Source organism: Alicyclobacillus sp. CIJ1 (assembly GCF_057538885.1).
On sequence record NZ_BAAJPH010000063.1, the window covers coordinates 138,788 to 156,214 of the forward strand.

Consider the following 17,427-nt stretch of genomic DNA (forward strand, 5'->3'; position numbering starts at 1 on the left):
GGGGGCCTCCTCTCATCTGGTGAACGGATTCTGCGTCAGCATTTCACAGGTTTCGAAGGATTCGAGCTTCCTATACCATCAATTCGGCCAAAGGGAACCGCCTGGGCCTTGGGCGGAAGGAGGAAGGTCGGTGGACGTTCAATCCGTCGGAGTCATCGGGGCGGGCTTCATCGGCCGTGGCGTTGCGATGGCGGCCGCGCTGGGCGGCATGCGGGTGCATCTGTACGACATCAATGAAGACGTGCTCGAGCGCTCGCTGCTTCACATGGGGCAGCGGTTGGCGGCGCGTTCGCGCCACTACGGCCTGACGCCCGGCGAGATGGAGGAAGTCCTTCGGCGCATCCGCACCGTGACTCGGCTCGAGTCCGCCTGCGAGGCCGATCTCGTCGTCGAATCGATTCCGGAGGACTTCGAGGCCAAGCTGGCCGTGTGGCGCGAGATTGATGGGTTCGCCCCGGGTCGGGCCGTATTGGCCACCACCACCTCGACATTCTCCATCACGGAGCTCTCCGGCGCCACCTCCCGGCCGGAGTGGTTCCTGGGTCTTCATTTTCCACAGCCGCCTACGTCGTCGCGCGTGGTCGAGGTGGTGCGCGGATATGTCACATGCGAGGAGGCGCATCATCTCGCGCTGCGATTCTGCAAGCGCGCGGGGCTCACGCCCATTCAGACCATCGACGTACCGCCGTTTCTGGTGCAGCGCCTCCTCATTCCGTTTATCCACGAGGGCATCCGCGCGCTGCAAGAGGGCGTCGCCAGCGCGAGCGACATCGATGAAGCCATGCGGCTCGCGCTGCAGCACCCCGTAGGCCCCCTGCAACTGGCGGATCGCATGGGGCTGGATCACGTCCTCGCCATCAGCGAGAAGCTCGCCCGGGAGACCGGGGACAGCCGCTACCTTCCGCCGCGCCTGTTGCGCCAGATGGTGCGGGCGGGCAAGCTCGGGCGGAAGAGCGGAGAGGGGTTTTACGTCTACGAGGACGACGCGACGGCTCCGGCGAGCGCGGCGAGCGATTCAATGCGCGTGGAGCGCAGGCCTCTTGGATAGAGGTTATTGAGGCGTCCCGGCGCTCGCTTGGCAAAGCCCAGAGGGAATCCTTCGTGGGCCACAGCGCAGAAGGGGGCCTCGGGATGGCGCCCGTCCGGTGCCGCCAGCGGCTCGCCGGCAAGGTACCGGATGGCCGTCTCCTCGTCGATCTCGACCGTCTCCCGAAAGCCGCCGAGCGGAATGAGGCGCGACGCCGCGTGATGCGGGACGAACACCTGTCCCTTGCGCTCCGCGAGCGGTGGCCCTGGCCGCAGGACGCGGAGGGAGGGCACGGCGAGATCGCCGAGCAGGTCGGCGAACACGACCGTCTTGTGGGTGCAGGTTCGCCGCCACGCGGGAGGCACCTCCGTCACCAGCGACGCCAGCCACGCGTCCCACGTTTTGTCGGTTGAGGCCGCCGTAGTTCTGGAGCGCCTTCGGGGCTTGTCAACCACCGGCTCGCACAGGCGGAAGCGCGCCACGAAGTGCCCCTCGCCTCGCCCGACGTGAGGCCAGAGGCGCTTGGCGAGGCGAACCTCCTCGCGGTCGGCCGCCCAGTCGCTCCGGGCAGGGCGCCACTCGGGCCAGTCCGGCAGCGGCTCCAACTCCACAGGATAGTGCTCGAGCAGCCACAGCACCACTTGTTCGTTTTCCAGCGGATTCAGCGTGCACGTCGAATACACCAGCCGCCCGCCCGGCTTGAGCATCGTGAGCGCGTGGCGGAGAATCTCTTTTTGCAGCGCCTGGAACCGTTCTGGCGCATCGGGGCGCCATTCCGCGCGCACGGCCGGATCCTTGCGAAACATGCCTTCGCCAGAGCATGGGGCGTCCACCACGATGGCGTCAAACGCCTGCGGCCACGCCGCGGCAAGCGCTTCGGGCGGTTCGTTCGTGATGGCGCACGGGGCGCCCACGCGCTCGACGTTTTCGGCGAGGACGAGGACGCGATCGCGATGGATGTCGTTGGCGACGAGCTGCGCGCCGCCGCGCCGCGCCGCCAAAAGTGCGGCGTGTGTCGTCTTGCCGCCTGGCGCGGCGCACAGGTCGAGGATTCGCTCGCCTGCCTGGGGATCGAGCGCCACGGCGACGGCCATCGCCGACGGATCCTGAAGGTAAAAGGCGCCCGCCTGGTGCAGCACCGTGTAGCCGAGCGACGGGCCGGGGGCGAGGTAGAAACCGTCTTGCGCCCACGGGACGACGTCTGCCAAGAACGGCGCGAGGCTGTTCGGCAGACCTCCATCAGGCCGCGCGACCGCCGCGTAGCGAAGCCCGCGCCAGGGCTTCCCGGAGAGGGCGGCGACGAGATCTCGGGCCTCGGCGCCCAGCCAATGCTCCATCCGTTGCACGAAGGCTGTCGGAATGTCGGGTGGATTGCGCATCGGTCGATCCTCCTCGCTTGTCCGCGCGCAACTCGAACGTTAGAATGCCAAAGGGGTGAGATTCTCCATGTTGAACCAGCCGTCGAAGACGCTCGTGACCGTGCCGAATCCCCATCCGGATCGCCGGTACACGGTGGAGATGGAGACGCAGGAATTCACGACACTGTGCCCGATGACGGGCCAGCCGGACTTCGCGACCATTTACATTCAATACGAGCCGGATCAGAAGCTGGTGGAGCTCAAGTCGTTGAAACTGTACCTGTGGAGCTATCGCAACGAGGCGAGCTACCACGAGGACTGCGTGAACCGCATTCTGAACGACTTCGTGGCCGCCGCAGAGCCGCACTACGCCAAGGTCGTGGGCGACTTCACGATTCGCGGCGGAATTCACACCAAGGTGACCGTAGAATACCGCAAATGACGGGAAAACGCGATCGCGGGTGGGCGATCGCGTTTTCGCGCGAACCCGCACCTCTCGCATACCATGAATCGAATGCGAGGGGATTCGCGTGGCGGATCATCATGAAGGATTATGGCTTGGCATCGCCACGACGGCCGTTCCGCACGGCGGTCGTCGTAGGTGGAGTCCTGGCGTCCATTACCGGCGCATCGCGCGTGCCGCCAGGCGTCACGGCCTGCGGGTGTGCGTGTTCGATCCCGGCCGGCAGGCGGACTGGTCGCGCCTCTCGGCCTTCGCTCCTGTCGATCCCGACCGGCCAGACGGGGCGTGGGAACCCGTCTCGCTGCGATTTCCCGACGTCGTGTACGAAAACGTCTATGTGCATCTCGCGGTCAAGGGTTACAGCGCGCCGCTCAGGGCGGAGGCGCATCGCCGCGGCGTGCCGCTCTTTAACCCAATGTTACCTGGGAAGTGGCAGATGATACGCTTCTTACGCCGGGCTCGGTTGGACCACTTTGTACCCGAGACGGAGGCGTTGACCACAGCCGAGGCGCTGTGGCGAGCGCTGGAGCGCTGGCGAACCGTGTACGTCAAGCCGAGTGGCGGCTATGGCGGCGTCAACGTGCATCGCCTTGAACTGCTCGCGAGCGGCGGCGTCCGTGCCCGCGCGGACCGGCGAGGCGGCCGCGTGCGGCACTGGGAGCGCGTGATGGACCGGTCGCACCTCGCCACCTTTGTGCGCTCGCTCCGAGGCAGGTATCTGGTGCAGCGGGGGCTTCGCCTCCTGCGCGTAGGTGGGCGCAAGGTCGACTTTCGGGTGGTGCTGCACAGGGACCACCAGGGCGAATGGCAGCTCATTGGCGTCGTGCCGAAGCTCGCCGCGCCGGACGGCGTGGTGACCAACATCATCGCGGGCGGAGAGCGGTGGACGCTTGAACGGCTTGTATCCGCGGCCAAGCGGGAAGGCAAGGAAGTACCCGTGGAGTCACTCGTCCGCGCGGCCCAAACGATTGCCGAAGCGCTGTCCCGGCGGTATCCGACGCTCGGTCTCGTCGGCTTCGACATGGCCGTCGAGGAGGACGGAAGCGTCCGGATGATTGAGATGAACCCCAAACCCGCTCGTTCGCTTCTGGATCGGCCGATGTTGGAAAAGCTGGCCGCCTGCCAGGCGGGCTTTGCCCGCTGGCTGACACGGCGCTGAAACTCATGTGGAAGCGCCCACCTCCCTCACGAAGGCAGCGTGATACAATCGGGCCAGGAGGTGTGCCCATGGAACCATCCATCTCGACTTGGGTGCGGGAAGCTGTCGATCGAGTCCGGGTTGTCGACATGCACACGCACCTGTTTCCGCCCTCGTTCTCCTCGCTCTGGCGCTCCGGTGCCGATCACGTCCTGACCTATCATTACCTGATCGCGGAAGCCATCCGCGCGGGCGGCCGCTCACCGGAGTGGTTCTACGGACTGCCCCTTCGGGAACAGGCGGCGTGGGTGTACGAGCAGATCTTTGCCCGCACGAGTCCCCTGTCTGAGGCGGCGATGGGCGTGGTGGCCATCGCCCAGGCGTTCGGCGTGGATCTGCAACAGGACGGGATCGAAGGGCTTCGGGAAGCGCTGCAGCACGAGCCGAGCGAGCCTTACGCCGAACGCGTGTTTCAACTCGCGGGAGTGGATCAGGTGGTCATGACGAACGATCCACTCGATCCCGCCGAACGCGCGCACTGGCTGGCGGGAGATCCCGTTCATCCGCGCTTTCTTGCTGCGCTGCGCCTGGACTCCTTTCTCGGGGACTGGGGCGCCCTTCGGACTCGTCTCGCAAATGCGGGCGTCTTCGTGTCTCCGGCCGCAGACGCGCCCGATCTCGCCGAGGTGCGCCGCTTTCTCGAGGACTGGATTGGCCGAATGCGGCCTGTGTATCTGGCATTCTCGGCGCCGCCCGAATTCACCTACCCGAGCGAAGAGACCTCCGGGCGCGTGCTCGACGCGTGCATCCTGCCGGCTTGTCGCGCGAATGGCCTGCCCCTTGCGCTCATGATAGGGGTGCGCAGGCAGGTGAACCCAAGGCTCAGGGAGGCAGGCGACGCCAGCGGACGGGCGAACCTCGCAGCCGTCGAGCGCCTCGCCGCCTCGAACCCCGATGTGCGCTTCTTTGTCACGGTGTTGTCGCGCGAGGATCAGCACGAGCTGGTCGTGTTGGCCCGCAAGTTTGCGAACGTCATTCCGTTCGGCTGCTGGTGGTTCGTGAACACGGACACGCTGACGCGCGAGATTTCCGCGATGCGCCTGGAACTCCTGGGCCCCACGTTCGTCCTGCAGCACTCGGATGCGCGCGTCTTGGAACACCTGGTGTACAAGTGGAAGAACGCCCGAGCGCTCGCAGTGGACGTATTGGTACACAAGTATACGAAATTGGCCGAGGAAGGGTGGCGCGTGACGCGCGACGAGATCGAAGGCGTGGTCGAAAGGCTGTTCCGCGGCAACTTCCTCGATGCGGTGCGGCTCGTGTGAGGCGCTGAGGTGCCAAAGCCAGGTGCGGCTCTCCGCGAGAGCCGCGCCGCGGACTCGAGCTTGCCGGGACGTCACTTCGGGGCGCGGAATGCTGCCTCCTTCGGTCTAGCGCGCCTCCTCGCGCTTCTGTTAGAATGAAAACGCTTACTCGTTCTGGAGGCACCACGGCACTCGCGCCTTGGTCGAAGAGGAGTGAGGTTCATGGGTTCCAACAAGGTGTATGAGTCGGCAGAGGCGGCAGTCGCAGACATTCCCAATGGCGCGACGCTACTTGTCGGCGGCTTCGGGCTGTGTGGCATTCCGATGGCACTCATTCAGGCCCTGCGAGATCGGGGCGTGTCCGATCTCGTGTGTGTCAGCAACAACTGCGGCGTGGACGACTGGGGGCTTGGCATCTTGCTTCAGACGCGGCAGATCCGCAAGATGATCTCCTCGTACGTCGGCGAGAACAAGACGTTCGAGCGCCAGTTTTTGAACGGCGAGCTCGAGGTGGAACTCGTTCCGCAGGGGACGCTCGCCGAGCGCATTCGCGCGGGCGGCGCGGGCATCCCGGCGTTCTACACGGCCACCGGCGTTGGGACGACCGTCGCCGAGGGCAAGGAGGTGCGGGCGTTCGACGGGCGCGAGTACGTGCTGGAACGGGCCATCACGGGGGATTTTGCGCTCGTCAAGGGCTGGAAGGCCGACAAGCTCGGCAACGTCATCTATCACGAGACGGAACGCAACTTCAACCCGGTGATGGCGACGGCCGCCAAGGTGACCATCGTCGAGGTGGAGGAACTTGTGGAGCCCGGTGAGCTGGATCCCAATTTCATTCACACCCCAAGCATCTACGTCGACCGGATTGTGGTGAATTCGAACCCCATCAAGCGGATTGAGCGGAGAACGGTGCGCCCGCGTCCGCAGGTTTGAGTGCGCCAAAGAAAGGGTGAAGGTCAATGCCGCTCACGCGCGATCAAATCGTCCGGCGGGCCGTCCAGGAAATTCGCGACGGCGACTACGTCAACCTCGGTATCGGCATGCCGACCCTCGCGGCCAACTACCTCGATCCCAGCCGCGGAGTGATGCTTCATTCCGAAAACGGGCTGCTCGGCATCGGCCCCTATCCCTACGAGGGCGAGGAAGATCCGGATCTCATCAACGCCGGCAAGGAGACGGTCACCGCCGTGCCGGGCGCGGCGTTTATGGACAGCGCGGAGTCGTTCGCCATGGTGCGCGGCGGCCACATCGACATCGCCATCCTCGGCGCCATGGAGGTCTCGGAGTTTGGCGATCTCGCCAACTGGATGATCCCTGGCAAGATGGTCAAAGGGATGGGCGGCGCGATGGATCTCGTTCACGGCGCGAAGCGCGTCGTGGTCACGATGGAGCACGTGAACAAGAATGGCGAGCCGAAGATCCTGAAGACCTGTCGCCTGCCGCTCACGGGCCGGAGGGTGGTGCACCGAATCATCACGGACTACGCCGTGATCGACGTGACGGAGCAAGGGCTTCTCTTGCGCGAGGTGGCGCCCGGCCACACCGTGGAAGAGGTGCAGCGCATCACCGAACCCGAACTCCACATCCCGCCCGAGGGTGTTCGAGTGATGGACGTCGAGTGACCACTGGCTACATCAGGAGGGATGGCATGTGCAAGACGTAGTGATTGCAGGGGCCGTGCGGACGCCCATCGGAACGTTCCAGGGCAGTCTCTCGCCGCTTTCGGCGCCGGATCTCGGCGCGGCCGTGATCCGGGAATCGCTGCGGCGCGCAGGGGTTGAGTCGAAAGCGGTGGACGAAGTCGTGATGGGCAACGTGCTCCAGGCGGGCGTCGGCCAGAATCCCGCGCGGCAAGCCGCGATGCGGGCGGGGATCCCCGAAGACATCCCGGCGACGACGGTGAACATGGTGTGCGGATCCGGCCTGAAGTCGGTCATGCTCGCGGCGCAAGCCATCCGCGCTGGGGACGCGGGCGTCCTGGTGGCGGGCGGCATGGAGTCGATGTCGAACGCGCCGTACCTGCTTCCAGGGGCGCGCGACGGCTACCGCATGGGCCATCGCGAAGTCGTCGACAGCATGATCCGGGACGGCCTCTGGTGCGCGTTTTGCGACATCCACATGGGCGTCACCGCCGAAAACGTGGCGAACCGCCACGGCATCAGCCGGGAGGATCAGGACCGTTTCGCCCTCAGGAGCCAGATGCGCGCCAAGGAAGCGATGGAGGAAGGCCGCTTCAAAGAAGAGATAGTGCCCGTCTCCGTGCCGCGGCGGAAGGGCGATCCAGCCTTGGTCGACCGCGACGAACATCCGCGCCCCGACACGACGTATGAGGCGTTGGCGAAACTGCGGCCCGCGTTTCAGGCAGACGGCACGGTGACAGCGGGCAACAGTTCCGGCATCAACGACGGCGCGGCGGCCATGCTGGTGCTCGCCCGGGATCGCGCCGAGGAGCTTGGCGTGAAGCCGATGGCGCGCATTGTCAGCTACGCGAGCGTCGGTCTTGACCCAAGCGTAATGGGCCTCGGCCCCATCGAGGCGACGCGCCGGGCGCTCAACCGGGCCGGGCTTGCCGTGGACGATCTCGACCTCATCGAGGCGAACGAGGCGTTTGCGGCACAGGCGCTCGCGGTGGCTCGCGAGCTGTCGCTCCCGGACGACAAGTTGAACGTGAACGGCGGCGCCATCGCGCTTGGCCACCCCATCGGGGCGAGCGGGGCGCGCATCCTGGTCACGCTGCTTTACGAGCTCGAGCGCCGAGGCGGCCGTTTCGGCCTCGCCACGCTGTGCATCGGCGGCGGACAGGGCGTCGCCATGGTCGTGGAGCGCCTTTCGCATTGACGCACGGACGCGGCCATCACCTTTGAGGAGGGATCCTCGTGGCAGACGAAGTGTTGAGCATGATCGCGAGCGCACGGCTCATCCCGCCACCGGAGGCCTACGCGGCTCGGTCGTATCTCTCGAGCTACGACGAGTACCGGGCGAGATATCAGGCGTCCATCGACGATCCGGCGGCATTCTGGGACGAGATCGCCGACGAGTTGGTCTGGCAGCAGCGCGGGAAGACGGTCATCGCGGGCGAGCTTCCCGATTTTCAGTTCTTTCCCGGCAGCTACATCAACGTCTGCGAGAACTGCGTGGATCGGCACGCGAAGCACCCGATGTACCGCAACAAGGTGGCGCTCTTCTTCGAAGGGGAGGACGGCGAGCGCCGCAGCGTCACCTACCTCCAGTTGCAGGACGCCGTGTCCCGGTTTGCGAACGCGCTCCAAGATCTCGGGCTGCGCCAGGGCGACGTGGTCTGCGTGTACATGCAGAATCTCATCGAGACCTACGTCGCGCTCTTGGCGTGTTTGCGCATCGGCGTGCTCTACAACACGGTGTTTGCGGGGTTCTCCGCCGAGGCGCTGCGCGAGCGGATTGTGCGGTGCGGCGCCAAGGCTGTCATCTGCGCCAACGGCAGCCTCAGGCGCGGCAAGGTGCTGCGGCTGAAGGAAACCGTCGACCGGGCGCTTGAAGGCGTCGAGACGGTGGAGCACGTCATCGTCTACCGGCGTCTGCCCGATCTCGACACGCCGATGACGCCCGGGCGCGATCTCGACTTTGAGTCGCTCGTCGAGCGCGCATCCCGGGACTGCCCGCCGGCCCTGCTGGAGGCGAACGAGCCCGCCTTCCTCATCTTCACGAGTGGGACCACAGGCCGCCCCAAAGGCATCGTCCACTCCGGCGGCGGATTTCTGCTCGGGACGTATGCGTACACGAAGTATCAGCTCGACCTACGGCCCGAAGACGTGTACTGGAACACGGCGGACATCGGCTGGCTGACATCCCACATCTTCGTCCTGGTCGGCGGCCTCGCCTTAGGCACCACGACCCTCCTGTACGAGGGCGCGCTCGATTGGCCGAAACCGGGCAGGCTATACGAGATGATCGAGCGATACCGCGTCAACAAACTGTTCTCGGCACCCACCGCGTACCGCATGATGATGAAACACGGCGAGGACGTCGCGCGGCCCTACGATCTGTCGTCGCTCGAACTCTTGGTCTCGGTCGGCGAGCCGTTCAACCCGGAGGCGTGGCACTGGGTGCGGCGCGTCGTCGGCGGTGACGTCGCCGTCATCAACAACACCTGGGGTCAGACGGAGACGGGCGGGACGCCGCTCGCGCTGTTGCCCGGCGCGGTGCCGATGAAGCCCGGTTCGTGCGGCGTGCCGTTCTTTGGGCATGATCTCGCCGTGGTGGACGAACAGGGCCGAGAGGTGCCGGACGGTGTGCCTGGATACCTTGTCATCCGCCGTCCGTTCCCGTCGCTCGCGCGCGACGTGTACGGCGATCGGAGCCTCTATCTGAACGCGTACTTCTCGCGCATGCCAGGCCTTTACTTCACCGGTGACAGCGCGGTGCGGGATGCAGACGGCCACTTCTGGGTGCTCGGCCGGGTCGACGACGTGATCAACGTGTCGGGCCACCGCATCAGCACCATGGAAATGGAGAGTTCGCTCATCCAGCATCCGGCCGTGGTGGAGGCGGCGGTCGTGGGCGAGCCTGATGACGTGAAGGGACAGGTCCCGGTGGCGTTCGTGACCCTCGAGCGCGGGTGGCAACCAAAGAGCGACCTGGAGGAGGAACTGAAGGCGCGCGTGGTGGCGGACATCGGTTCGTTTGCGCGGCCGGCGCGCGTGTATTTCGTGGAAGCGATGCCGAAGACGCGATCGGGCAAAATCCTGCGGCGGATGCTGCGCGAGATTTTGCAGACCGGCGAAGTGAAGGGAGACGTCACCGGCCTGGAGGACTGGGAGGTCGTGGAACGGCTTTTGCACGATCTGCGCGAGCGGGCGCCGGGCGGTGAATGACCGAATCGGTAGGAAACGAATGGCGGCATCCCTAGCGATTGTGGCAAACTGTGCATTTCAAAATTGATTGCAAGCGCTTGCTTATTCGGCTACAGTGAAAGGTGAGAGCGAAGGGAGAGGGACCGCGTGGACTTTGATCTCACCTCGGAACAAAGGATGATTCGGGATACGGTGCGCGAGTTTGCGGAGGCCGAGATCGCGCCGCACGCCGCGGAGTGGGATAAGACCGAGCACTTCCCCATCGAGGTGTTTCGGAAAATGGGCGAGCTGGGCTTCCTCGGCCTGCCCATCCCGGAGAAGTACGGCGGCGCGGGCGCCGACATGATCTCGTACTGCCTGGCCGTGGAGGAAATCGGGCGCGCGTGCGGCGGAACAGGGCTCAGCTACGAGGCACACGTGTCGCTCGCGTGCACGCCCATTCTGCTCTACGGGACGGAGGAGCAGAAGCAGAAGTACCTCGTCCCCATGGCGCGCGGCGAGGCGCTCGGCGCGTTCGGCCTGACGGAGCCTGGCGCCGGATCGGACGCCGGAGGGACGCGGACGACGGCTGTCCTGGAAGGCGACGAATGGGTCATCACGGGCAACAAGATCTTCAACACGAACGGCGGCTATGCGAAGTACGTCGTGCTCACCGCGGTGACGGATCCGGCGTCGCGCGGCATCAGCGCGTTCATCGTGCCGACGGATGCCGAGGGCTTCTCCGTGAGCAAGCCGTATGAGAAACTGGGCATGCGGGCGTCCAACACGGTGGAACTGATTCTCGATCACGTCCGCGTCCCGAAGGAGAACCTGCTCGGCCCGCTGAACGCCGGGTTCAAGCAGTTCCTCTCGACGCTGGACGGCGGGCGCGTCGCCATCGCGGCGCTGGCGGTCGGGATTGCGAGGGCGGCGTTCGAGACGGCGCTCGCGTACGCCAAGACGCGGGTGCAGTTCGGGCAGGCCATCAGCAAGTTCCAGGCGATTCAGCACAAGCTTGCCGACATGGCCATGCACATCGATCTCGCCCGGAACGCAGTGATGAAGGCGGCGTGGCTGAAGGATCAGGGCCGGCCGTACACGCTGGAGGCGTCGTACGCCAAGCTGTTTGCGTCCGAGATGTGCACGCGGACCTGCGAGCAGGCGATTCAGATCCTGGGTGGATACGGCTACATGCGCGAATACCCGGTGGAGCGCCACTATCGCGACGCGAAGCTGATTGAGATTGGCGAGGGCACGTCGGAGATTCAGCGTCTGGTCATCGCGCGCCAGTTGGGCTGTTAGGAGGGGGCGGCATGTTCGCCAAGGTGTTGATTGCCAACCGGGGCGAAATCGCAAGGCGCATCATTCGCACCTGCAGGCGCCTCGGCATCGCGACCGTCGCCGTCTATTCCGACGCGGACGAGAAAGCGCTTCACGTCCGCGAGGCAGACGAGGCCGTGCGCATCGGCGAGGCGCCGGTGGCGAAGAGCTACCTGAACATCGAGGCCATCCTGCAGGCGGCCGAGCAGACCGGCGCGGAGGCGATTCACCCGGGCTACGGGCTGCTGAGTGAAAACGCCGACTTTGCGCGAGCCGCGATGGAGCGGGGCATCCGCTTCATCGGGCCTTCGCCCGAGGCCATCGCAGCCATGGGAAGCAAAGTGGCGGCGCGGGAGACGGTGAAACGGGCGGGAGCCCCCGTCGTGCCGGGGAGCGAGGGCGCGGTGGCGAGCGCCGACGAGGCGGCTCGCATTGCGGCCGAGATCGGCTATCCGGTGATGCTCAAGGCGTCGTACGGTGGCGGCGGGATCGGCATGCAGGTGGTGAACTCAGAGGAGGAGCTGCGCAAGGCGTTCGCGTCAAACTCCGCGCGCGCCAAGGCCTATTTCGGCAACGGCGAGATGTTTTTGGAGAAGCGCGTGCCAAGGCCGCGACACGTGGAGATCCAGGTCTTGTGCGACGGACAGGGCCACGGCGTGTATCTGTGGGAGCGCGAGTGCTCCATCCAGCGGCGCCATCAGAAGGTCATCGAGGAAGCGCCGTCCCCGTTTGTCGACGAGGCGCTTCGGCGGAGGATGGGCGAGGCGGCGCTCGCCATCTGCCGGGCCATCGGCTACGAGAATGCGGGCACGCTCGAATTTCTCGTCGATGAGGAGAAGCATTTCTATTTCCTCGAGATGAACACGCGCCTGCAGGTCGAACACCCCGTGACGGAGATGATCACCGGGCTCGATCTCGTCGAATGGCAGCTGCGCATCGCCGCCGGTGAGCCGCTCGGTTTTGGGCAGGACGACATCCGGCGGGACGGCCACGCCATCGAGTGCCGGGTGTACGCCGAAGATCCCGAGAAGATGCTGCCGTCGCCCGGCACCATTGCGCGCATGGTGTTGCCCGAAGGCGAGGGCATCCGAAACGATGTCGGCGTGGAAGCGGGCTCGGACATCACGCCGTTTTACGATCCGATGATTGGCAAACTCATCGCCCACGGCCGGGATCGGGCCGAGGCCATCGCGCGCATGAAGCAGGCGCTTGACGCGTATGTCATCGAAGGCATTCGCACGAACCTGCCGCTGCTCCGGGCCATCATCGCCTCGGAGCGGTTCGCCGCGGGGGACACCACGACCGACTTTCTGGAATCCTGGGGGAAGCGCTGAGGAGGGTGCGTCATGGCAACTGTGCAGGCCACGATGGCGGGCATCGTGCTCCGCGTGCTGGCTCAGCCGGGCCAACGCGTCGAGGCGGGGCAGGACGTCGTCGTGCTCGAGTCGATGAAGATGGAGATCCCCATTCCGGCCGAACAGGCCGGCGTGGTGGCCGAAGTGTTGGTGAACGAGGGCGACTTCGTCAACGAAGGGGACGATCTCGTCCGGCTGGAAAGCTGACGCAAAAGAGGGCGATCACATGGGGGAGCGCGTGTGGCTGCGCGAGGTCGGGCCGCGGGACGGGCTGCAGAACGAACCGGGCGTGATCGACACGGCGGTCAAGGTGGAGCTCGTCGAGCGGCTCATGGACGCAGGACTCAAGTCCATCGAAGTCTCTTCGTTCGTGCATCCGAAGTGGATCCCGCAGCTGGCGGACGCCGACGAGGTGTTCGCGCGGATTCGGCGCAGGCCCGGCGTGGAGTTGTCGGCGCTCGTGCCGAACGAGCGCGGGCTCGCAAGGGCGCTCGCGGCGAAGGTGGACGCCGTGCACGTGTTCATGTCGGCGAGCGAGTCACACAATCTGAAGAACATCAACAAGACCATCGCGGAGACGTATCCCGTGTTGCGCCCCGTGATCGAGGGGGCCAAGGCGGAGGGGCTCGTGGTGCGTGGGTACGTGTCCACCGTCTTCGGCTGTCCGTACGAAGGCAAAGTGCCGGTGTCGCAGGTCCTCTCCGTGGTCGAGCGCCTGCTGGAGCTTGGCGTCGATGAGGTGGCGCTCGGCGACACCATTGGCGTGGCGGTACCCACGCAGGTGGCGGAGGTCGTGCGCGAGGTGGAGCGCATCGTGCCTCTGGATCGCGTTTCGCTCCACTTCCACGACACGCGCGGGATGGCCATCGCTAACCTCTACGCGGGCTTCGTTGCCGGGGTGCGGCGGTTTGACGGATCCATCGGGGGGCTCGGCGGTTGTCCCTACGCGCCCGGCGCGTCTGGAAACGTGGCCATGGAGGACGTGCTGTACCTCTTGCATGGCATGGGCGCGGAGACGGGCGTCGACGCCGAGCGGTATCTAGACGTCGTCGCCTGGTTGGAGGGGAAGCTTGGGAAGCCCCTGTCGAGCCACGCGCGCCAAGTGGCGAGAAGCGCGTGTCAGGCAACGTGAGGGAGGGTTGACGCCGTGGCGGACGAGCGTTTGGAACAGATGCGAGCGCGCGCAATGGCTGGCGGCGCGGCGAAGTATCACGAGAAAAACCGAGAGCAGGGCAAGCTGTTTGTCCGCGATCGACTCAGGCTGCTCTTGGATGACGGCCTGGAGGTCGAGGACGGCCTGTATGCGAACTGCGCGGCGGACGATCTGCCGGCCGACGGCGTGGTGACCGGCATCGGGCGCATCCACGGGCGGAAGGTCGCGATCATGGCCAACGACAGCACGGTCAAGGCGGGAAGCTGGGGCGCGCGGACGGTGGAAAAGATCCTCCGCATCCAGGAGACCGCGGAGAAGCTGCACATCCCTTTGATCTATCTCGTGGATTCGGCCGGCGCGCGGATCACGGATCAGGTCGAGATGTTTCCCGGCAGGCGAGGCGCAGGGAGAATTTTTTACAACGAAGTTCGCCTGAGCGGCCACATCCCGCAGATCTGCCTGCTTTTCGGCCCGTCTGCGGCTGGTGGCGCCTACATTCCCGCCTTCTGCGATCTCGTCATCATGGTCGAAGGCAACGCGAGCATGTACCTGGGCTCGCCGCGCATGGCGGAGATGGTCATCGGGGAAAAGGTGACGCTCGAAGAGATGGGCGGCGCGCGCATGCACTGCACCGTGAGCGGTTGCGGGGACGTGCTCGTGCAAGACGAGCCGAGCGCCATCGAGGCCTGCAGGCGGTATCTGCGCTACATGCCGGATTCGTATCTCGGGCGCCCGCCCATGGAAGATCCGCGCGATCCGGCGCCGGCAACGCGCAGGGCCTCGGAGATTGTCCCGAAGAACCCGAACGTGCCGTTCAACATGTACGACCTCATCGATCGGCTGATCGACGAGGGCTCGTGGTTTGAGGTGAAGGCGCTGTTCGCGCAGGAGATCATCACAGGGCTCGCGCGCATCGCAGGGCGGCCCGTCGGCATCATCGCGAATCAGCCGCGCGTCAAGGGGGGCGTGCTGTTCGTCGACTCCGCGGACAAAGCGGCGCGTTTCATTGCGCTGTGCGACGCCTTCCATATCCCCCTCCTCTTCCTGGCGGACGTGCCCGGGTTCATGATTGGGACGAAGGTGGAGCGCCAGGGCATCATTCGCCACGGCGCGAAGCTCATCGCCGCGATGTCGGAGGCCACCGTGCCGAAGATCTCCGTGATCGTGCGCAAGGCGTACGGCGCGGGGCTGTACGCGATGGCGGGGCCTGCGTTTGAGCCGGACGCCTGCATTGCGCTGCCCACGGCCGAGATCGCCGTGATGGGGCCGGAGGCGGCCGTGAACGCGGTCTACGCCAACAAGATTGCGGAACTGGAGGAGCCCGAGCGGTCGGCGTTCGTGAAGGAGAAGCGGGAGGAGTACCGGCGCGACATCGACCTTTACCGCCTGGCGTCCGAGCTTGTGGTGGACCACATCGTGGACGCCGACGAACTCCGGGACGAACTCATCCGCCGATTTGCAATGTACGAAGGGAAGTCGGTCGCGTTCGGGCACCGGAAGCATCCGGTATATCCGGTTTGAGAGGGGAGACGGGCGTGGAACAGCCGATTGTGTGGCAGAAGGCGGAGGACGGGATCGCGGAGCTCGTCCTGAACCGGCCGGACGCGATGAACGCGCTCAATTATGCGCTGCTCCGCGCGCTGGAAGATGCCGTGCGCGAAATCGCGGACGACCGCGGCGTGCGTGTCGTGATCGTGCGCGGGGAAGGCAAGGGATTCTGCGCGGGAGCGGACCTGAAGGAGCGGCGCGGCCTGGGGCCCGACGAGGTGCGGCGCAACGTGCGCCTGACGCGCGAGGCGTTCGATCGCGTCGCGCGCCTGCCGCAGCCGACCATCGCGGTCCTGCACGGATTCGCGTTCGGAGGCGGGCTGGAGCTGGCGCTGGCGTGCGACTTTCGCATCGGCAGCCGCGACCTTCGGCTCGGTCTGACGGAGACGTCGCTCGCCATCGTCCCTGGGGCGGGCGGGACGCAGCGGCTTGCGCGGCTCATCGGGCCGACGTGGGCCAAGTGGATGATCTTCACGGCCGCGCGCATCGACGCGGAGCGCGCGAGAGAGCTTGGCATCCTGCTCGAGGTGGCGGATACGCGCGAGGCCGCGATGGACGCCGCGCGAGCGCTGGCCCGCGCCATCGCCGAAAACGGGCCGGTCGCGGTGCGCCAGGCGAAGTGGGCCATCGATCGCGGCCTGGACGTCGATCTGTCGACGGGGCTTGCCATCGAGGATGCGGCGTATGAGGGCGTTCTGCCGACGGCGGATCGCCTGGAGGCGCTCGCGGCGTTCGCGGAAAAGCGCAAGCCACAATTCCGCGGAGAATAGGCGGCGTGGGTGCCGGGCCATCGCATTGCGCACGCGCGGGAGGGGCTGCCCGGCGCCCTGAGGTCGAACCCGAGTCACCGTCCAGAACACGACGGCCTTAGGAATCGGAATGCTCGACCGTGACGCGGGGCTCATCCCCCGTCAGAAACCGATACCAGCGGTGGCGGAAGCGGACCTGCGGCGCATCGGCCGGTACGTGCGCCTCCATCCGAAGCGCTTCAGGAATAGGTCTTGGGTGTTGGCTTTCGACCACGCGCTGATCCTCGCGGAGCACGCGCAGGCTGTAGCGCCGAAATAGGGCGTCCATGCCAGGGACGGATCGCGCGAAGGTGCGGCCGGCGTAACCGAGGATGCGCGTGGTCTCCTCGTCGACGGGCGTGAAGGTGACGAAGTTGAGGAAACCACCCTTTCCTTCGGTTGGCCGCAGAATCCACATCTGCGGAAACCAATATTCCAGCATGCCGCCGCCGTTGCGAATGAGGATGCGATCACCGCCGTCCGTTTCAAACGACAGGCGTGGGATGGCGGCCGGCGTGCGGCGCCCGATGGTTTTGCGGTGAACGAACGCCAGGTGGGCGACGTCGAGCACGCTCTCCACGACGCGGGTGAGGTGTGCCTGCCACACATCTTCATACGGCACCAGCCGATAGAACCCGTCCGTGAGTTCCGAGAACACGCGCAGCTCCGGCGGACGCGCTTCGCCGCCGAGGTAGACCCAGGTCATGCCAGCCAACTCGCACGTGGCATAGGCGCGCGTGTGGGCGAAGTCGGGAATGGGTCGATCCGGATGGGCGGGAATTCGGGTGCAGCGGCCGTCGCCGCAGAACTGCCATCCGTGGTAGGCACACGCGAGGTGCGCGCCTTCCACGCGGCCGAGCGCGAGATCCGCGCCCCGGTGCGTGCAGTAGCGGCTGAGCGCGTGAACACGCCCGGATGCATCGCGAAACAGGACGAGATCGCGCCCGGCGACGCGCGCGGCAAGCGGTCTGCGGCGCGTGATCTGGGCGGAGAAACAGACCGCGTACCACGTCGCAGGGAATACGCCATCTTCGCTCGGAGCCGGACTTATGCGGTCTGCCACTGGACAGCACCTCCACTTCTCCGTAAAGGGCATGATACAAATTATATATACCAGTTGATTTATTATGCAAGCCTCATTCAAATCACGGAAGAGCACCGGTCG

At 65.8% G+C, this 17,427-nt stretch carries 16 protein-coding genes; 14 read left to right on the forward strand and 2 right to left on the reverse strand.

Going from position 1 to position 17,427, the window contains the following annotated elements; all coding sequences use genetic code 11:
• The first annotated feature begins 130 nt into the window (after positions 1-130).
• Complete coding sequence (locus AC27E8_RS02095) at positions 131-1,048, forward strand: 3-hydroxyacyl-CoA dehydrogenase family protein (protein ID WP_487099465.1); 918 nt, start codon at positions 131-133, stop codon at positions 1,046-1,048.
• Here AC27E8_RS02095 and AC27E8_RS02100 read toward each other — a convergent pair.
• Positions 973-2,406 (reverse strand): methyltransferase RsmF C-terminal domain-like protein, encoded by a 1,434-nt coding sequence (locus tag AC27E8_RS02100; RefSeq protein ID WP_487099464.1) that lies wholly within the window; start codon positions 2,404-2,406, stop codon positions 973-975. The genes AC27E8_RS02095 and AC27E8_RS02100 overlap by 76 nt on opposite strands.
• Before the next feature lie 67 nt (positions 2,407-2,473).
• On the opposite strand from AC27E8_RS02100, the gene queF reads away from it, so the two are divergent.
• The 13 genes from queF to AC27E8_RS02165 all read left to right on the forward strand — a co-directional run bounded on the left by queF (position 2,474) and on the right by AC27E8_RS02165 (position 16,244).
• Positions 2,474-2,827, forward strand: a complete 354-nt coding sequence (gene queF / locus AC27E8_RS02105) for a preQ(1) synthase (RefSeq protein WP_008341475.1) — start codon at positions 2,474-2,476, stop codon at positions 2,825-2,827.
• 88 nt (positions 2,828-2,915) lie between these two features.
• Positions 2,916-4,007, forward strand: a complete 1,092-nt coding sequence (locus AC27E8_RS02110; protein ID WP_487099463.1) for a YheC/YheD family endospore coat-associated protein — start codon at positions 2,916-2,918, stop codon at positions 4,005-4,007.
• A gap of 68 nt (positions 4,008-4,075) precedes the next feature.
• Complete coding sequence (locus AC27E8_RS02115; RefSeq protein ID WP_487099462.1) at positions 4,076-5,311, forward strand: glucuronate isomerase; 1,236 nt, start codon at positions 4,076-4,078, stop codon at positions 5,309-5,311.
• Positions 5,312-5,512: 201 nt separating this feature from the next.
• Positions 5,513-6,223, forward strand: coding sequence for a CoA transferase subunit A (locus AC27E8_RS02120; protein ID WP_487099461.1), 711 nt, complete (start codon positions 5,513-5,515; stop codon positions 6,221-6,223).
• Between the two features lie 26 nt (positions 6,224-6,249).
• On the forward strand, positions 6,250-6,912 hold the full coding sequence (locus AC27E8_RS02125; protein ID WP_487099460.1) for a CoA transferase subunit B: 663 nt from the start codon (positions 6,250-6,252) through the stop codon (positions 6,910-6,912).
• Between the two features lie 28 nt (positions 6,913-6,940).
• Entirely contained in the window at positions 6,941-8,128 is a 1,188-nt protein-coding gene (locus AC27E8_RS02130) for an acetyl-CoA C-acetyltransferase (RefSeq protein ID WP_487099459.1), read from the forward strand.
• Between the two features lie 38 nt (positions 8,129-8,166).
• Positions 8,167-10,140, forward strand: a complete 1,974-nt coding sequence (acs, locus tag AC27E8_RS02135) for an acetate--CoA ligase (RefSeq protein ID WP_487099458.1) — start codon at positions 8,167-8,169, stop codon at positions 10,138-10,140.
• A 126-nt stretch (positions 10,141-10,266) separates the two neighbouring features.
• Positions 10,267-11,400: an acyl-CoA dehydrogenase gene (locus tag AC27E8_RS02140; protein WP_487099457.1), complete on the forward strand. Its 1,134-nt coding sequence runs from the start codon at positions 10,267-10,269 to the stop codon at positions 11,398-11,400.
• Between the two features lie 11 nt (positions 11,401-11,411).
• The gene (locus tag AC27E8_RS02145; RefSeq protein WP_487099456.1) at positions 11,412-12,752 is read left to right on the forward strand and encodes an acetyl-CoA carboxylase biotin carboxylase subunit; all 1,341 of its coding nucleotides are present in this window, start codon (positions 11,412-11,414) and stop codon (positions 12,750-12,752) included.
• A gap of 12 nt (positions 12,753-12,764) precedes the next feature.
• Positions 12,765-12,980, forward strand: coding sequence for an acetyl-CoA carboxylase biotin carboxyl carrier protein subunit (locus tag AC27E8_RS02150; protein ID WP_067846035.1), 216 nt, complete (start codon positions 12,765-12,767; stop codon positions 12,978-12,980).
• 19 nt (positions 12,981-12,999) lie between these two features.
• Positions 13,000-13,905 carry a hydroxymethylglutaryl-CoA lyase gene (locus tag AC27E8_RS02155; protein WP_487099455.1) on the forward strand — a complete coding sequence of 302 codons (906 nt, stop codon included), beginning with the start codon at positions 13,000-13,002 and terminating at the stop codon, positions 13,903-13,905.
• A gap of 39 nt (positions 13,906-13,944) precedes the next feature.
• On the forward strand, positions 13,945-15,447 hold the full coding sequence (locus AC27E8_RS02160) for an acyl-CoA carboxylase subunit beta (protein WP_487099581.1): 1,503 nt from the start codon (positions 13,945-13,947) through the stop codon (positions 15,445-15,447).
• Between the two features lie 14 nt (positions 15,448-15,461).
• A complete protein-coding gene (locus AC27E8_RS02165) occupies positions 15,462-16,244 on the forward strand; it encodes an enoyl-CoA hydratase-related protein (RefSeq protein WP_487099454.1) in 783 nt (260 codons plus the stop codon).
• 97 nt (positions 16,245-16,341) lie between these two features.
• On the opposite strand, the gene AC27E8_RS02170 is transcribed toward AC27E8_RS02165, so the two are convergent.
• Positions 16,342-17,325, reverse strand: coding sequence for a Rieske 2Fe-2S domain-containing protein (locus AC27E8_RS02170; protein ID WP_487099453.1), 984 nt, complete (start codon positions 17,323-17,325; stop codon positions 16,342-16,344).
• Positions 17,326-17,427 lie beyond the last annotated feature (102 nt).

Bases quoted from the DNA above. Each gene is read 5' to 3' on its own strand.
- AC27E8_RS02100 (WP_487099464.1), bottom strand. From the start codon at position 2,406: ATGCGCAATCCACCCGACATTCCGACAGCCTTCGTGCAACGGATGGAG.
- queF (WP_008341475.1), top strand. From the start codon at position 2,474: ATGTTGAACCAGCCGTCGAAGACGCTCGTGACCGTGCCGAATCCCCAT.
- AC27E8_RS02115 (WP_487099462.1), top strand. From the start codon at position 4,076: ATGGAACCATCCATCTCGACTTGGGTGCGGGAAGCTGTCGATCGAGTC.
- AC27E8_RS02120 (WP_487099461.1), top strand. From the start codon at position 5,513: ATGGGTTCCAACAAGGTGTATGAGTCGGCAGAGGCGGCAGTCGCAGAC.
- AC27E8_RS02125 (WP_487099460.1), top strand. From the start codon at position 6,250: ATGCCGCTCACGCGCGATCAAATCGTCCGGCGGGCCGTCCAGGAAATT.
- AC27E8_RS02145 (WP_487099456.1), top strand. From the start codon at position 11,412: ATGTTCGCCAAGGTGTTGATTGCCAACCGGGGCGAAATCGCAAGGCGC.
- AC27E8_RS02150 (WP_067846035.1), top strand. From the start codon at position 12,765: ATGGCAACTGTGCAGGCCACGATGGCGGGCATCGTGCTCCGCGTGCTG.
- AC27E8_RS02155 (WP_487099455.1), top strand. From the start codon at position 13,000: ATGGGGGAGCGCGTGTGGCTGCGCGAGGTCGGGCCGCGGGACGGGCTG.
- AC27E8_RS02160 (WP_487099581.1), top strand. From the start codon at position 13,945: ATGCGAGCGCGCGCAATGGCTGGCGGCGCGGCGAAGTATCACGAGAAA.